This window comes from Draconibacterium sp. IB214405 (assembly GCF_033963885.1).
Lineage (GTDB): Bacteria > Bacteroidota > Bacteroidia > Bacteroidales > Prolixibacteraceae > Draconibacterium.
This window is the reverse complement of record NZ_JAXBMA010000002.1, coordinates 706,035-722,766: the sequence shown is the minus strand read 5'-3', so window position 1 is coordinate 722,766 and position 16,732 is coordinate 706,035. Positions and strand designations below refer to the sequence as shown.

Genomic DNA, 16,732 nt, shown 5'->3' with positions numbered 1-16,732 from the left:
TTCTTACTTTTTTAACTCTTCCTCGATTTCCTCCAGCGTTTTACCTTTGGTCTCGGGTAATCTTTTCAGAATAAACAGGAAGCCGGCGAGACAAATAAATGCATACAACCAAAAGGTACCACCTGCATGAAACAGTTTATTTAAGAATGGGAAGGTATAGGTCAATAGAAAACTTGCGATCCAAAGTGCTGTTGTTGCAACCGCCATTGCGGCGCCGCGTATACGATTTGGAAAAATTTCGGATAAGACCACCCATGTAATCGGTGCCAGCGTCATTGCATATGTTGCAATACCGAACAAAACCAGGATCAGAATCACCGTTCCGTCCAGTTTCATCATATAACTTCCACCAAGAATAAAATAGATAACCGCCAGTCCGATTGAGCCGAACAGCATTAATTTACGACGTCCGATAGTATCGACAACGCGCATGGCTACCAAGGTGAAAATGAGGTTAACAGCACCTGTAATGATAATATTAAACAGCATATCGCCCACTGAATATCCGGCTGAAACAAATACCTCCTCTGCATAATTGAATACTACATTTACTCCGCACCACTGTTGAAATGCAGCCAGTACAATTCCAATAATCAGAATTGGTTTTACATCTTTATGAACAAGGTCGCCAAAGGCAATCTTTTTTGTGAAAGTTGTTAAGGTATGTTCAATATTTTTTTCTTCAGCAAGCGCATATTCTTTTCCTCCAATACGGGTTAAAATGGCAGCTGCTTTTTCGGTCTTTCCTGTTTTTACAAGGAATCGTGGACTTTCAGGAATAAAAAACGCCATCAGGAAGAATACCGAAGCAGGAACAACTTCTGCCCAAAACATCCATCGCCAGCCCATTTGCCCGTTCCACGAATTCAAAATATCGGCATCGGTGGCATCAGCAGCAATATTATCTGCAATGAGATAATTAATAATTTGTGCCGCAAGAATACCGATTACTATGGTTAACTGGTTTACGGATACCAGGCGCCCACGAATATGTGCCGGCGATATTTCTGCAATGTACATAGGAGAAACAGCCGAAGCCAATCCGATTCCCAATCCGCCAATTAAACGGAATAATATAAAAACTGTAAAATTATTCACAGCACCGGTTCCAATTGCGGAAATGGTAAACAATGCGGCTGCAATAATCAGCAATAATTTCCGACCAAATTTGTCAGCTAAAAAACCGGATGTTATTGCCCCCAGAAAACAGCCAATTAAAGCACTGCTCATTGCCCAGCCCTGGAGGTGCGGAATGGAGGCAATATCAAAAAATCGTTCGTAAAATGGCTTGGCACCACCTATTACTACCCAGTCGTATCCGAAAAGAAGTCCGCCCATGGCAGACACAGCAGTTATTCCAAATATGAATTGTTTATTAAAATCAGATTTACTCATTGGTTTGATTATTTTATTGTAGGGTCAAAAATAATAGACTACCAAATTAAAAACCATGAATGATATTCTGTTTTTATGGATTATATTGACTTCTAAACTTTAATATTTGTATTTTTACCGGCAATAACCAGCGACATCAATACCATGTATTTCAGCCAACTAATTAAAATCCGTAAACAATAATAAAATCAAACATTAACAATAAACACTTTTACGCAGTGAAAAGAAAAGAAGGATTTCCCGGTCAACTGAGCTATATAATTCCTAAAAGCACATTGCAAAAACTAACACAAAATCCAATGTTTGAAGATTTATTCATCACCGACATTGGCTATTATCCTCATGCACTTTATCATTACCGGGAACGGCCATCCGGAAGCTCTCAGTCCATTTTAATTTATAATGTTAGTGGATATGGGACAGTTAAAGTTGCCGGCAAAACACATACACTTCCACCTGACCACTTTTTCATTATTCCTAAAAACACGCCACATTATTACTATGCCGATAAAAACAATCCATGGACGATATACTGGATACACCTGGGAGGGAAAAAATCTCAATTTATTTCCAAATCATTTTCTCAACCAGTTCCTATCGAACGCACCAATACTTCGCGAATTAATGAACGCCTTGAACTATTCGGTGAGATTTTTAAAAGCCTTGAAATGGGTTATGGAATTGAAATTTTGGAATATGTTAACCTGTGTCTTCCCAGGTTACTGGCTACCTTTACCCACATCAACCAGTACCGGAGTATTAACGAACGGATAAACAATGATCCGGTTGATTTAGCGATTAACTACATGCTGGAAAATTTAAAGGATAAAATTACACTTAAAAAACTGGCTGCAGTAGTTCATCTTTCTGATTCCTATTTCTCCAGGCTTTTTGTAAGCAGAACCGGTTTCCCTCCCATCGACTATTTTAACCAATTGAAAATTCAAAAATCGTGTCGGCTACTTGATAACAGGGAGCTATCGATAGCGGATGTTGCCCGTGAAGTTGGAATAGAAGATCAGTTTTATTTTTCGAGGCTGTTTAAAAAAGTAATGAATCACTCACCCAGAGAATATCGAAAAGGACGCGTTTTAACGTCATAATCTTTTTCAGACAACTGACTAATACCATTTTAATTCGAAAGGAGTACATGCTTGACAACTAGTTTGAAGTATTTTAAATATTTGGATGTGGATTTTATACAGCATTTTAAAGAAAAAAAGTATCTAATAAATTACAAAAATAAATATCCTGTTACACCTACTCCCTCTTTTTTACTTTCCTCCTGTCCCTTACTAATTGGCAGTGAATTGAGAGCTTTTCAAAATAAAACTGTAATGTTAAAGTTAATCTGCAATAATATCGAATTACATGCGATATCATGTATTGAAAAAAAATGAATGAAAAAGAATTTTGAAACAACAGCAATTACGAAGGGCTAATAAAAAAACGGCAATTCGGACAAACCGGTTTATGTTCTTTTCCTATTAGGTTGTGTTGGCAGGCATAAATCATCATCTGCAGGTGATTAACACTTCCCAGTTTTTCGCGAATATTTTTTAGATGCGTACGAACGGTTGACTCACTAATATTTAAAGTATCAGCAACAGCATTAGAGGTTTCTTCGGTAATCCAGGTACCAAGTATTTGTTTTTCACGGCTTGTTAAGGTTGAATTACTCTTATCTCCTTTTGTGCATGTAAAAAATTTCTCGACTGCCTTCGGGCATAAATATTTTCCGGCATTTTGAATCTCATAAATAGCGTTTATAATTTTTTCGGCCGGACAGGTTTTAACGATATACCCATTTATAAAAGGCATTATTTTCGCCATTAGTTCGCGAGATATTAACTCCGATAAAAGAATAATTTTCAGCTGTGGAAATTGCCTGTTTAAATTCGACATGTAGTCGATATATTTTATCGACCACAACATAAATTCAAAAATAATCAGGTCCGGACGCAATTCTGTAATTGAATCAAAAAGATTCTCATCGTTTTCCACAACACCCACAATTTGAAAGTTTTTGTGATGAGATAGAAAAGACTCAAGGCAATCGGCCACCAATTTCTGTTCGTAGGCAACTAATATTTTGATTTGTTCATTGGGTAGCATAGCAATAGAATGATATACAAGTTACAAAAAAATTACATAATCCCCTGCTTGCCGAAAATCATATTTTTGTTGAGACAGCGTAGATCCACGTCTACATTCCATAGCCAAAATGTTGAATACGAACTAGCCTGACTCTCAACTAAAAACAACGAAATCACGATTGTCTGGCCTTTCTAATTTCGTTAAATTGATAATACCTAATAGTAATGTCCGAATAAAATCCAGGGTTATTTTTTTAACCACTAAAATCCATTATCATGAAAACAATTTTCCGCTATTCCCGCATTGTTTTTTTGTTTTTTATTCTTTGTTGTATGACTATCCTCTTAAGCAATTGCCAAAAAGAAGATTTTATTGCCCTCTCCGATGAAGATTCTGACCAGCCTGAATGGGCCGGAGGAGATACAGATGCCAACGATCATATTCAGGCAAACGAAGAATCAGGAACCACCCGAGGTGGCGACTACGGCGATCTGTATGTGTTACTTAGAGACGCCAATGGTGTTCCCTCTATGACGTGGAGAGACCTTGATGAAGATGGTGAACAAGATGACGATGAATTCTTTGTTCAACCAATTGATGCCGACGGCAATAAAATTGAACTTGATCAATTTGGAGAAGTTCCGGAAGGTGCTCCGGTTATCGAGGTCGACTTCGGACGGTTAAACATTGTTCGTTCGCCGCAATCGGTTTTAGACCAGGCTTTTGAAGAAGCCATGAAAGTTATTAATGCCGGAGATGATTTTACGCTTGATTACTGTGGACGGCTTTCTATCTGGAATTATAACGATAATGACGTGTTGGTATTGACCAAAACCATCGACTCGCCGCGCGAAAACATGGCCATGTACCAGTACCTAATGAAATACATGTACGAAGAAACCGAAGAGAACAATAACCAAAACCGGATGGGATTTCTGGGGGAAACCTATCACATCGATCCGTTACTGCTGGCAACAGGATGTTTTTCTGCCGGTTCGGACAAAACAGGAACGGTTGATATCGATGAAGTAGTATACATTAATGGTTTTCTGGATTGTACTGGCCTGAATCCGATACTAAATGAACACGATTACGATTTTAACAACGACGAAAATTATTACTGGAATTTCACCGAACCCCGCCTCGGAGATGCTCAATTTCAGTATAAACGAGATATATACAAAGACAGGTATATACAGTTTCTGGTATGGGATAATGAATATTTTCCTTTAGATGAGAATGGTATTTCACAAGGTCCGGTTTTTTCAATTTATGAGATTTTTGAAGGAGAGGTCGATTATAAAGGAATTGGTGACCAGCCTGAATTTACCTACGATTGGTCACTGTCAGACCATACAAAAGTTTTGGGATTTGCCATTGCCATCGACGATGCAGTGCAGGTTTTGGACTTTATACATGGCGATTCGAATATAATTTTCCTTCCGAATTATCAACATTAAAAAAATATAGAAGTACTACGGTAAATGTGGGTTTATAGTAATTTTTTCCCTTGTAGTGATGAAGAGTAACCGTCTGCCTTCCCTGGGCAGATGGTTCTCTTAAATCCGAAAATAAGGTTGCGAAATCTTCCAAAAACTTTGTTGCAACAACTGCAATTGCCAGGTTTGGTCAGAAAATTAAAAACCGTCAACAGATGCTATATCAATAATAACTAAAAATTCATGTGATGAAAACAAAACGAATGTTATTTAAAATGGCCATTCTTGTTATGGTTTTTACGCTTTCAGCTTGCTCCGAGAAACAAAACGATGAGGACCTTGCAAATTCCGATAACACGGAAGCAAAATCACTAAATGGCAGTACGGCAGTACAGGTTTTGTCGTTAACCGAAACCGATAGTTTGGGATTAATTTTTATGCGGGAAGAAGAAAAACTGGCACGCGATGCTTACCTGGTTTTATTTTCGAAGTATAACCACCAGGTTTTCGATAATATCTCGCAAAGCGAACAGGTTCATACCGATGCTATTTTGCGACTATTAAATTACTACAACCTTGATGATCCGTTTATTGATGTAATTGGAGAATTTAATGATCCATCGCTGGCTGAGCTTTTTAATGACCTGATGATTTTGGGGGACATTAATCTGGATTCGGCACTGGTTGTAGGGGCACTTATTGAAGAAACTGATATTGAAGACATTGCTAACCTTGCATCGAAAACTGAAGTGCAGAATATTATTCAGGTATACGGAAACCTGATAAGCGGATCAGAGAACCATTTGAGAGCTTTTGTTAAGGATCTGAGCAATAGGGGAATTGATTACCAACCAAGAATTTTGCCGGCCGATCAGTTTAATGATATAATCAATAACCAAAACTAAATACCAAATCAGTTAGAATTACAACCAAAAGACGCTAATAAAACCAGCTAAAGAAATCGCAAATAAAAAGACGGGATCCACGCCTTGGGACAAATTGGTTAATGCCCCAAACTTTTAACGAAAAAAAATTAGAAGTTTTGGCTTTACATAATAAAACTGTTAAAGCAGACCAGAAATAATGTGAAGTAAAATTCAGTAATTAACAGCGCGTTAACGAACCTTCATTCTAAAAGTATGTTATTGCTTGATAACAATAACATTTTGCAAACTTTTACAACTTAATTACTGAAACTATGAAACAACTGGCGATTACGTTTTTAATTCTTCTTATTTCTACAACCGGCTGGTCAAAAAAGAATCCTATTCCTTTAATCGGAGATAAAGCCCCCTCGTTTACCGAAAAATCGACAAACGGAATATTGAACTTCCCGGAAGATTTTGGAACACACTGGAAAATATTATTTAGTCACCCGCTGGATTTTACTGCCGTTTGCACTTCCGAATTATGTGGCCTTGCCCGTAACCAGGAAAAATTTGATTCGCTGGGTGTAAAAGTTGCCGTTGTTTCTATTGACGAAGTAGAAAGACACTTATTGTGGAAGGAGTTTATGGAGAAAGTTCTGAATGAAGAAAATGAAAACATCACAATAGAATATCCTATTGTAGCCGATCTTGCAGGAGAAGTCTCGCAAAAATATGGCATGTTGCATCAGTCGATGAACGACAAAAGAGATGTTCGAGGTGTCTTTATTATTGACCCGAACAATATCATCCAGGCTATTACATTTTATCCGATGAGTGTGGGCAGAAACATGGATGAAATTTTAAGAACCGTTGAAGCATTGCAACTCACACAAAATGACAACGTGCTGACACCCTTAAACTGGCAACCGGGAGACGACGTGCTTGTACCTCACAAACCATATACATCTGACGAATTAGAGAAAAATCCGGAACTAAAAGATCAGTATTACCATAAAGGAGAATACATGTGGTTTAAAAAGATGAGGAAGTAGCAACTGGATGAACTGCCAGAACCAGTCTAACGCTCGTGATAAACTCCTGTTGAACATCGGCTAAATAAGTCGTGATGTTTACCGATACACTGTAGATTAGCAATTTTATCCATATAACTCAAATCCCGGTCTCTGCACAATACCAACACATCTTCGTGGCTGGCCAGATAGGCTTTTAATTGCTTCTCTTGTTGAAAAACAGGAATTCGTTTTTCGGCATAAAACGCAAATGCATTATCAAAGTCTTTGTAGGCAACCACTTCTTTATGCGAACTTACCAGCGCCTCGTATTTTTGAACAGGCGACTGATCATCCATTACCTGAAATGGTTTCCAGAAAATAATAAATGTTGTAACCATAAAAGCCGCAGCAATCGCACACAATCCGTATTGTATCGATCTTTTCCGCAATACCAGGGCAACAACGCCTCCTACCGGAAGCAAAAACAGGAACCAGGCGATCCAGCCAATGCCCTGTAATGGCGGAGTATTTCTTGCAAAAAAGAATACAGCCACGGGTAGTACAAGTGTAATAAACACGATGATATAAATCTCGTTTCGCAATTTTTGATACGTCACTTTGTTTGCACTTAATCCGGCAATTGTGCTCCCAACCATCAAACTCAAAAAAGGATAAGCCGGCGATGTATAATTGATCAACTTTGTATGTGATACGGCATAAAATACAATAACAACGATGGTTGATAAAGCGGTCATCAAAAGAAGCGAATTGGTTTTTCGTTGCCGCCAGGTTTCTTTAAATGCACGAATTGCAAACACAGAAAACGGAAGCATTCCGGCTAATACAAATAAAACCGGCATCACAAACGGACCATGATGGCCGTCTAATCCTGTATCAAAACGATTTAAATTATGCTCGAAAAAGAAAGCCCGAGTCCACACACCACCTGTTTTCACGCTGACGGCATAATACCAGGGTAATGCCACCGCTGTAACAATTAAAACTCCCCACCAGGGTTTTTGTTCCAGTATCCGTTTCCAGGTCAACGTTTTTGTAACCAGCATAAAAAGCAAGTATGTCAATCCCGGCAATAACAAGCCAACCGGACCTTTGGCAAAAATTCCCAGTCCCAGAAAAATATACATCAAAGCAAACCACTTCCAGCGGTGTGAATACCAACCTTCGTAAAAAAAGTAAATTGACAGTGTGTGACAAAGAATTAGGTAAGGGTCGGGGGTGGCCAAACGAAACTGCACAATAAGATGAATTGAAGCCAACATACTTAATGCTGACCACCAGGCAGCCTTTTCACTCCAATGGCGGCGTGCAATCCAATAGGTTGCCAACACAACCAGCATCCCACACAAAGCAGAGAAAAAACGGGCACCTCCTTCATTTGTTCCAAGCAGTTTGTATCCGGCAATCATACCATAGTATTCCAATGCCGGTTTATCCGTACGCAGCTCGCCGTTAAAAGTCGGCACAATCCACTCTTCACTTTCCATCATTTCCCGGGCACATTCAGCATTTCTAGCTTCTGCAACCTGAAAAACACTCGTTCCGCCCAAAAACGAGAAAAACAACAAACTGCTAAAAATCAATATCAATAAAAAATACTTCATTTTAACGATTTAAAAACACCCTCACATGATCACCATACACTAAACAAGTGTACATTTCTTTTGTTTTTCTATCTCAGCTCAAATCCCTCTTTACAAAACATTTAAAAACATATTTAATTAATTCCGTCTGCGCATAAAGTTTTCATTTCTGAAAAATATTAATGCTTGTATGTCCTAATTTTTTAAGAAATTTTCCCTGATGAAAATTCAAAAAGAAAAGTAGTAAAAATGTGGAAAGTAAAGAGTGATATTAGTAACAGATCGAAATATTTAATGCAAAAACTATTTGATGTGTTGATACCGAAGTTGATGCAATTTCAGGTTGGAAGTCAATGAGAAACTCCTGATTCCGGATTGTCATTCGTTCTCTTCTTTTGCCAATAAGCGCACCCATGGCTACTCCGGCTAAAGTACCAATTACAATATAGGGAATCTGTTCTTCTATAACTTCATTGTTTTCCTCCTCATTAAGGAAAATAGCCAGAACAGATGCTGCAAGATTAGTTTCGGGACTAGCCAAACCACCAACAACACCACCGGCAAGAAATCCGGCTAATCCGCCAAGAATCGCTCCGTTCTCAACACTTGTTCTTTCGGACGCATAAGATGCGGATGGCAAGCACGAAAAGGAGTTTGTACCCTTGAAATAGTTTGTATGGAGGAAGCTGACACTGGAATTCCGATAGGTGTAAACACTGGCCCGGCTGTCAGACTCTCTGTAATTACTGCTTACAATAGATTGATAATTTGAAAAAAGATTCCTGTTCTGAGTTTGACCATAACAGGTAATAATAGTAAAGCTCAGCAATAGATAAAGCAAGAATGTTGACAAAAACCTCATCGTGCGAAGTTTTAGAACTTCGGGGCGAATAAACAGTAGTTACTTTTTCCCGGAAATCAGTTAATGTATTTTTGGTTATCTATTCAATTTACGAAAATCGACAGACAAAACCACTATAAATCAACCATCAAATCCTTCACAAACTACTGAAATTCAACAAGAGAACAACTTACACAGACTATTTCACCGCAACACCATCGTAATACCGAACACCTTCTTTTAACGACCAGTGTTTTAAGAAGTCATACAAACGTGGCATTTCCGCCGGAATACAATTATGTGCCCGATACAAGGTACGCCCAACTTTAAAAAGCGGAATATCCTGTTCGTTCTTCCATGTCCAAGTATAAAAACGGCCGTCTTTTTCCACATTCGAGCCATCTCCAATCGAACCGAGCTTATTGGCTTTTAAATAATATTCGGCCCAAGCATCCAACATGTTTTCGGTGTCATCCCAAAGCGTTCCGGTCATCATTTCAATGTCGCCTTCGCCAATAATACAATAGTTCGGAATGGTTTTATACGATGCATCTTCTACCGAAGTTCGGCCAAAACCGGCTTCGTTGCTAACCGAACTTAATCCCGATGTTGAAGCAATTGCTGCAAAATAATCGGGATTGGTGATCCCAAATCCCTGAACAGCAAAACTTCCGGCCGATTGTCCGGTGGCATAAAACCGGGTGGTATCAACCTGATAATACTTTTTCATATAATCCGCCAGCTGCTCGTAAAACAGTCCGGTATTTGCATGACTTACTGAAACTGAGTTGTTGCTATATGTTTCACAAACAATTACAAGAATACACCCTTCCTGATCGGCAACTTTCCACCAAAGTGTATTGTGAAAAAATACTTTGTCGGTCTGACTGTTTCCGGGAAAAACAAAAACGACAGGCGCTCCTTCCGGCCACATTTTTGCAGCTGACTCGGACACATACACCTGAAATTCGCGCAATTCATTTTTCACCAGCATATTCCGTATTTCTCCATAAGGTTTTCGAAGCGCCAAATGTCTGCCATAGGCAGTGGTGTTATCGTAAGCAACGTATTCAGTCAGAAATTCATGTACTATCTTATTTAGATTGGGATCAAGAACATCACTAGCTGCTTCCAGGGTGGCCACTTTTGAAACAGGGCCTGAATATGCCGTTGCCCATGCTTTTGAATCTTTTGCCTGAGGATAAACTTTTGCACCCCAAAAATACTCAGCAATCGAAGAAGAGGCAGTCTCAACATCGTTCACATCGCTCCAGTATTCCATGCTGGTTTCCACTTTGCTTAAATCGGAATTAATAAACAGTGTTGGAACCGGAATCTCATTAGAGGCAATACGTATTTCTTCCGGAATTTCAATCGCCTTATAACCCGACGAACTTCCATCCATAAATTTGTTGGCTTGCGTCTCATAAAAATCATCTCGCAGACTTTCGGTATTGATAAAAACCTGGCTTATCACTTTCAACGGATTTTCAGCAGACCAGACTTCCAATGCCGTTCCTCCCCCATCAAATCCCAGCAAATAACTTATCCCGAACGTTGAGAAATAGTTGTTTCGTGAATAAAACTTCATTACTGAATCGATATATTGCTTCTCCGAATTTACATCTCCCCAGCCATCTTTGCCGGCTTCCAGCAACAACAAACATTCTTCGTTTTTTTCAGCCAGATCATGCCAGCCACTTGCCACCAAAAAATCAGTAGTATTTACCTTTTCAGGAACTGCAATTACGGTAAAAAACGGGCGAACAGGAGCTGCTGACGAGATATAAATTTTTGCAGTTCGATTTTGTCCGTTTACTTCAAACGACTTCTCAAAATATCCGGTTAAGGGTAATTTGTTGGCCCGTTGAAAGTCATATTCCGGTGGAGCAATTTTATCCAATGATTTTGGCGTAAATTCCCTTATCACATCTTTTCCGGGTCCACCAAAACCGGGTTGTGCATTCGTTTGAAGGCATAAAATAACAAATACCAATAAGGCGAACAGTTTAGTAAGATTTTTCATTCGTACTGCGTTTCTCGTTCAAAAATAAGTTTAGCGAAGCTGTTAAAACAAATATCATTCTATTCGCGCGACAAAACCCAATCCCGCAATGTTTCACCATAAATTGTATAGTCGAAACCTTCTTTGTTGTATACTCCATCAACCAAGCGACCTTTTAACTGGTAGGTGTCTCCAACATTTAATTTAGAATTATATACCAACTTTTCTTCTTCAATTTTACAATCCGGGCCGTAATAAGGCTGATCAAAAAAATACCAGTAAGTCATTTTGGTGGTTGAATGGTCTGTTTCACCCCAGTAGTAATACAGGTTCGAGGGGAATCCGGTTAAACGGATATTTTCAGTGATCCATTCATCCGGCCAACCGGCTGCTTTGTAATACGAAATCGCCGTTTTATAGGTGTCCTTATTGTTCGTGTCCTGCTCCCCATCAAAAGCCCAAAGTTTAATACCACTTTTGGCGGCTTGTTTCCACTCCTTTTCTGTCCAGGCCCCTTCAAACATATTTTTGCCTGCAATTCCGGTTCCCATTGATCCGTTATTCAGAATCAGCGTATTGATCAAACCAGGATAAGTTGCAGCAATCGTATTCACGGCAATCGTTCCTCGTGAATTTCCTGTTAGTGTTATCTTTTCGGGATCGGCATTATACTCGCTTATAAAATATTGAATCACGTTGTAGTCGTCCTCATAAAATTTGTACTCGTCTCCACCCGTATGACTTCGGTCGTGAATATTCAAAACAATTGCATCTGTTCCCATCCATCGAAAAGCAGAACCATCGAAACTCAATGCTGTTCCAAAATTGTGCGTGCCATCTTCCAGTTTCCAATACGAAATTCCATATCCCTGAATACTAATGATCAAAGGATATTTTTCAGCTCTGCCTGCATCAAAGTTTTCAGGAAAACAGGCCCAACCTTTTACAAACTGGTCTCCGTCAGTTGCTGTTGTTGCCACTTCAATTCCTAACTCTTCGAATGACTGAAACCCCGCCTCTCCATAATTTGCATCGATTGTCGGCAACCAAAGTCCTTCCGAATTGAAAGAACCATCCTCATTGGCAAGACAAGCTGCAACATCTTCTGTTTCGCCCGAATGATATAGTTTTAGTTCCAGACACGGCCTGGCCTGGTAACCTTCTCGTGTAGTATTTGCTTTGTAATTTTCAGAATCTTCTTCTCCAAAATGTATTGTTCCATCAATAGTTCTATACCATGGTCCGGATACATACACTCCCATTGGATTTTTAGCACGTTGTCCGGTGTCATTATCACCGCTGTATACAAAAGTATTGCTTTCCAGGGCTTCGGTATCAGTAGTGATATTCAGTGTTACTTGCTGGCCGTCCACTTCAACAGATTCTACCTTAACAGTATCAAAATCAGGATTGGCATAACCGCGATCCATGATAACGTAAGTACCTGGCTCCACATTCGAAAGATCGACGTTCTGATTATAGGTAATTTCTACTTTGGTCAGCTTCTGTCCATAAAAACAAAGGTCTGTGTAGGCCAGAATGTGGTCTATATTTGCAACTCCCGGGTTTTCCATTTTTGTATTACATCCCTGAAGAACAACGACCGAAAATATGGCAAGAAGCATTAATTTCAGTAGTGAAAGTTTTAGTTTAGTTAATTGCATATTCTGGTTATTAGTTTGATTTAAAAACGTCATCCATAAAATCCATTACCATTTGCAACGATTCAATACTTGCCTCTTTTGTACTTTCCGCAGTTTCGCCGATAAAACTATGTGCAACTCCGGGAATAATATGAACACTGGATTTCAGGTTATTTGCCGTAAGCAGTTCATTAAAATCAATCGACTGCTGATAAGGAATTACAGGATCTTCCGATCCGTGAATCAGCAGAAAAGCTCCATCCGTTTCATCTACATAGTTTACCGGACTAGCCAGTTTTGCTTTCCCGGCAAAATAACCGCCGGGACCGCCACCTTCGCCCATTCCTGAGAGATCGAATATTCCGTACCAGCAAACAGTTGCCTGAACCTGATCTGACTCTGCGGCCAATTCATCGGGTAAATTAACAGGTTCCAGTTCTTTTACACCACCTGAAGTTCCTGCCAATGCTGCCAAATGACCACCTGCAGAAGCTCCCCAAACCATAAATTTATCTTTATCGATGCCATACTCTGCCGCATTTGCTCGCAACCAACGAATAGCTGTTTTTACATCCTGAATAGCCGCCGGAAATTTTTCTTCCCCACCCAAACGATAATTGATGGAAGTTACTACATACCCCCGCGAAGCTAACATCGCCAAAGTTGCCGGCCAGTTATCGAAAGCTCCGGAATTACGCGAGTGCCCGTTTTGCCATCCACCTCCGTGAATATACATGATTAGCGGATGTGTAGTGGTTGTATCTGCAGGAAAGTACAAATCAAGTCGCTGTGGACGATAACCCGAAATCTGTTGATAAACAAGATCCTGGTATCCCGTTACGCCTCCGGGAAAACTTATTGGCGTTTTTGGATAACGGTTTTCCATTACAACACTCGCTGCCACTGGAACGTCGTCGATAGTCCAGGCCGGAGTAGTTTTGGAAGAGGATGAATCTCCCTCTTTATTATCAGTTGCAGTTACCTGTGCACAGGCAACAAACAGAGTCAATACTGCAATAATCAATAAAAATTGATTTGTTCGTTTCATATGTAAAAGTTTTGTTATTGGTTAATCTCTGGTTTCTTGCTCACTCTATTTTGAATAACTATTAAGTTAAAAATGAACAAGCTTAATTATGGCAGTTAAAGTTAAGTTTATTTTCTAATTTGTTAGTTTTTACCCTCCTTAACTTTCAAAGTAAAATAAAAACCTTGCTATCACGAATTATTTTATAGTTTTATGCTCCTATTATTTTTACACCAGCATATAAATACAACTCAACCGATATAACTTTATGCAGTTGTTTTTATAGAAAGTAAATCGATTATGCTACAGACCTATCTTATAGAACCGAACAATATTCAACTGTCCGATTCTCCTGTTCCCGAGCCAAAAAATGATGAAGTTCTGATTCGTTTAACCATGGTTGGTATCTGCGGTTCGGATATTCATATGTTTAAAAACGGACACCGACTGGACAGTCCGCTAACTATTGGGCACGAAGGAATTGGCGTAATTGAAAAAGTTGGTGAAGGAGTTTCATCATCGAGAGTTGGCGAGCGCGTGGTTATAGAACCCAATGTTCCCTGTCTGCATTGCCCGGAATGCTGGAGTGGCAAAGGAAATGTATGCCGTAACAAACGCATAATCGGTGTAAATGAAACAGGTTGTTTTGCTGAATACATCTGTCTGCCGGCAAATATTATACATACACTGCCCGATTCAATTACAGACCTTAATGCCGTAGCGATTGAACCAACAACAGTAGGACTGGCAGCTTTAAACCGCTCAAAAGCCAAACCGGGTGATACCATTGCGGTTATTGGATTGGGTGCAATCGGTATGTTGCTTACACACATCGCCTTATCGTTGGGATATAAAGTATTGGTTGCAGAGTTGGTAGAAGCCAAGATCAAAAAGGCGGTGGAAATGGGTGCTCACTTTGTAAAAGGTGGAAATTCATTAAAGGAAACGGCAGAAATATATGAATCTGTTTTTCATGATGAAGAAGTGGCCGCTGTTTTTGAATGTGCCGGTTCAGAGCAATCTGCGGCTTTAGCCATACAATCGGTTCCCAGAGGAGTCGACGTTATTTTGTTAGGGCTTTCAGAAGAAGGTTCAGCATTTAATCCGCGCCTAATTTCAAGGAAAGGGAACCATATTATTCCATCATTGATTTACGATCATCCGTTTGATTTTAAACGCTGTATCCGCTTGATAGAAAACAAGGTCATTGATCCCGGCTTTATCGTATCGAAATATTACCCGCTTACTAAGTTAAGTGAGGCGCTCAGTGAGGCAGTAAAAGGAAACGAAAGTAAAATTGTAGTCAGTATCTCCGAATAAAGAAACCAACAAAATGAGCAATTCGAACGAATCAAACCAACTCACACACCAAAATATTACCAACATCATCGCACAGAAAGCAATGGCCCCTTTTCAGGTGCTTGTGGTAATTATGTGTTTTATTTTAAACATGAACGATGGAATTGACGTGATGGTAGTGTCGTATACCGGATCGGAGATTCTTGCCGAATGGGGCTTAACTAAAGCGATGCAAGGTTACATTTACAGCGCCGGTTTAGCGGGGATGACACTGGGTTGTTTGTTTGTTGCTCCAATTGCCGACCGTATCGGAAGAAGAAAATTATTTATATATGCTGTTGCCGTAGAGGCGATAGCCATGATCTTATCATCGATGGTTACTGATTATTACCAACTGTTGATATTACGATTATTTGCAGGATTAGGAATTGGTGGTCTGCTTCCGACAATGGCGGCGATTGCTGCCGAATTTTCAAACAATTACCGCAGAGATTTGTCCGTTGGATTTGTACAGGCCGGATATCCAATCGGGGCCATTTTTATGGGCTTTTTTACTGCCTGGGCAGTTCCCGAATTTGGCTGGCGTTTTTCGTATCTCGTCGCCGGATTAATATCGGCTGTAATGTTGGTAATGGTTATATTGTTTATGCCTGAATCCATTGAATACCTGCTGATACGGCAACCAAAAAATGCGTTGCAAAAAGTAAATAGAATTCTAAAAAGAATAGGTTACGATGAAATCGAACAGCTTCCGGAAATCACAGTTTCTGAGCCCGCCAGCGTAAAAACACTGTTCAATAAGGAATATAAATTTTCTACGATTCGTTTGTGGATCGGTATCTTTTTTGGTTTTATGACCTTGTATACACTTATCAGTTGGGTACCAAGTATTGCCACCGATGCCGGAATGCCTTTTAAAATGGCCACTTACGTGGGAACGGCCTTAAACGTTGGAGCTTTTATCGGAAGTACAGGAATTGGCTGGCTGGCCGCTAAGTTTAAACTCCGCAAGCTCATTTTCACCTTTTTTATCATCGCTTTTGCCATCATGGTAGCCTACGGTAATTTGCCGCTTAGCAATGCTTTAATGTTTGTTATTACCTTCCTGATCGGAATTTTTGTGCAAGGTGGATTTAACGGATTCTGGCCGGCTACAACCCGCGTCTATGCACCGGAGGTGCGAACAACAGGAATTGGCTGGGCAACGGGAGCTGGACGTTTTGGTGCCATTGTGGGACCTGCAATATTTGGTATTTTATCCGATATGCAACTATCCATTTCTACCTTGTTTATCATCTTTTCAATTCCATTGGTAGTTGCCGGGCTGGCAGTGTATAACATTCCATCTAAAAATTTGAGATAGAAGATTGACCACAAGCCGCTGAAATTGGGGATGAAGCTTTACGACCTTGAAAGGTAGCTTTAAGCTGGATTTTCATCATTTCAATTCACCTCAACGTTTAAAGGCCGATTGTATTTGTATCTTTAACTGTTAAAATGGCT

13 protein-coding genes are annotated in these 16,732 nt (G+C 39.7%); 6 read left to right on the top strand and 7 right to left on the bottom strand.

Annotated elements, in window-relative coordinates; genetic code table 11:
* Nucleotides 1–3: 3 nt before the first annotated feature.
* Nucleotides 4–1,395, bottom strand: coding sequence for a sugar porter family MFS transporter (locus SLH46_RS09255; protein WP_320280894.1), 1,392 nt, complete (start codon nucleotides 1,393–1,395; stop codon nucleotides 4–6).
* Nucleotides 1,396–1,613: 218 nt separating this feature from the next.
* Between SLH46_RS09255 and SLH46_RS09250 the strand changes: the two genes are divergently transcribed.
* Entirely contained in the window at nucleotides 1,614–2,498 is an 885-nt protein-coding gene (locus tag SLH46_RS09250; protein WP_320280893.1) for an AraC family transcriptional regulator, read from the top strand.
* A gap of 325 nt (nucleotides 2,499–2,823) precedes the next feature.
* Here SLH46_RS09250 and SLH46_RS09245 read toward each other — a convergent pair whose 3' ends face one another.
* The gene (locus tag SLH46_RS09245) at nucleotides 2,824–3,510 is read right to left on the bottom strand and encodes a response regulator transcription factor (protein WP_320280892.1); all 687 of its coding nucleotides are present in this window, start codon (nucleotides 3,508–3,510) and stop codon (nucleotides 2,824–2,826) included.
* Nucleotides 3,511–3,767: 257 nt separating this feature from the next.
* On the opposite strand from SLH46_RS09245, the gene SLH46_RS09240 reads away from it, so the two are divergent.
* The 3 genes from SLH46_RS09240 (at nucleotide 3,768) to SLH46_RS09230 (ending at nucleotide 6,852) form a co-directional block, all read left to right on the top strand.
* Nucleotides 3,768–4,952: a hypothetical protein gene (locus SLH46_RS09240; RefSeq protein ID WP_320280891.1), complete on the top strand. Its 1,185-nt coding sequence runs from the start codon at nucleotides 3,768–3,770 to the stop codon at nucleotides 4,950–4,952.
* A gap of 227 nt (nucleotides 4,953–5,179) precedes the next feature.
* Complete coding sequence (locus SLH46_RS09235; protein ID WP_320280890.1) at nucleotides 5,180–5,836, top strand: DUF2202 domain-containing protein; 657 nt, start codon at nucleotides 5,180–5,182, stop codon at nucleotides 5,834–5,836.
* Between the two features lie 293 nt (nucleotides 5,837–6,129).
* Nucleotides 6,130–6,852, top strand: coding sequence for a peroxiredoxin (locus tag SLH46_RS09230; protein ID WP_320280889.1), 723 nt, complete (start codon nucleotides 6,130–6,132; stop codon nucleotides 6,850–6,852).
* Between the two features lie 26 nt (nucleotides 6,853–6,878).
* Here SLH46_RS09230 and SLH46_RS09225 read toward each other — a convergent pair whose 3' ends face one another.
* From SLH46_RS09225 to SLH46_RS09205, 5 genes are all read right to left on the bottom strand, one after another.
* Complete coding sequence (locus SLH46_RS09225; protein ID WP_320280888.1) at nucleotides 6,879–8,435, bottom strand: ArnT family glycosyltransferase; 1,557 nt, start codon at nucleotides 8,433–8,435, stop codon at nucleotides 6,879–6,881.
* Nucleotides 8,436–8,685: 250 nt separating this feature from the next.
* Nucleotides 8,686–9,054, bottom strand: coding sequence for a hypothetical protein (locus SLH46_RS09220; RefSeq protein WP_320280887.1), 369 nt, complete (start codon nucleotides 9,052–9,054; stop codon nucleotides 8,686–8,688).
* Between the two features lie 400 nt (nucleotides 9,055–9,454).
* A complete protein-coding gene (locus SLH46_RS09215; RefSeq protein ID WP_320280886.1) occupies nucleotides 9,455–11,281 on the bottom strand; it encodes a hypothetical protein in 1,827 nt (608 codons plus the stop codon).
* Nucleotides 11,282–11,340: 59 nt separating this feature from the next.
* On the bottom strand, nucleotides 11,341–12,924 hold the full coding sequence (locus SLH46_RS09210) for a hypothetical protein (protein ID WP_320280885.1): 1,584 nt from the start codon (nucleotides 12,922–12,924) through the stop codon (nucleotides 11,341–11,343).
* Nucleotides 12,925–12,934: 10 nt separating this feature from the next.
* Nucleotides 12,935–13,951 (bottom strand): alpha/beta hydrolase, encoded by a 1,017-nt coding sequence (locus SLH46_RS09205; protein WP_320280884.1) that lies wholly within the window; start codon nucleotides 13,949–13,951, stop codon nucleotides 12,935–12,937.
* Between the two features lie 279 nt (nucleotides 13,952–14,230).
* Here SLH46_RS09205 and SLH46_RS09200 point away from each other — a divergent pair, with 279 nt between their 5' ends.
* Together SLH46_RS09200 and SLH46_RS09195 are read left to right on the top strand one after the other, a co-directional pair.
* Nucleotides 14,231–15,250, top strand: a complete 1,020-nt coding sequence (locus tag SLH46_RS09200) for a zinc-dependent alcohol dehydrogenase (RefSeq protein ID WP_320280883.1) — start codon at nucleotides 14,231–14,233, stop codon at nucleotides 15,248–15,250.
* Nucleotides 15,251–15,263: 13 nt separating this feature from the next.
* Nucleotides 15,264–16,592, top strand: coding sequence for an MFS transporter (locus tag SLH46_RS09195; RefSeq protein WP_320280882.1), 1,329 nt, complete (start codon nucleotides 15,264–15,266; stop codon nucleotides 16,590–16,592).
* Nucleotides 16,593–16,732: the final 140 nt, after the last annotated feature.

Coding starts and splice junctions, on each gene's coding strand:
- SLH46_RS09195 (WP_320280882.1), top strand. CDS start 15,264: ATGAGCAATTCGAACGAATCAAACCAACTCACACACCAAAATATTACC.
- SLH46_RS09205 (WP_320280884.1), bottom strand. CDS start 13,951: ATGAAACGAACAAATCAATTTTTATTGATTATTGCAGTATTGACTCTG.
- SLH46_RS09255 (WP_320280894.1), bottom strand. CDS start 1,395: ATGAGTAAATCTGATTTTAATAAACAATTCATATTTGGAATAACTGCT.
- SLH46_RS09215 (WP_320280886.1), bottom strand. CDS start 11,281: ATGAAAAATCTTACTAAACTGTTCGCCTTATTGGTATTTGTTATTTTA.
- SLH46_RS09225 (WP_320280888.1), bottom strand. CDS start 8,435: ATGAAGTATTTTTTATTGATATTGATTTTTAGCAGTTTGTTGTTTTTC.
- SLH46_RS09200 (WP_320280883.1), top strand. CDS start 14,231: ATGCTACAGACCTATCTTATAGAACCGAACAATATTCAACTGTCCGAT.
- SLH46_RS09235 (WP_320280890.1), top strand. CDS start 5,180: ATGAAAACAAAACGAATGTTATTTAAAATGGCCATTCTTGTTATGGTT.
- SLH46_RS09210 (WP_320280885.1), bottom strand. CDS start 12,924: ATGCAATTAACTAAACTAAAACTTTCACTACTGAAATTAATGCTTCTT.
- SLH46_RS09245 (WP_320280892.1), bottom strand. CDS start 3,510: ATGCTACCCAATGAACAAATCAAAATATTAGTTGCCTACGAACAGAAA.
- SLH46_RS09230 (WP_320280889.1), top strand. CDS start 6,130: ATGAAACAACTGGCGATTACGTTTTTAATTCTTCTTATTTCTACAACC.
- SLH46_RS09240 (WP_320280891.1), top strand. CDS start 3,768: ATGAAAACAATTTTCCGCTATTCCCGCATTGTTTTTTTGTTTTTTATT.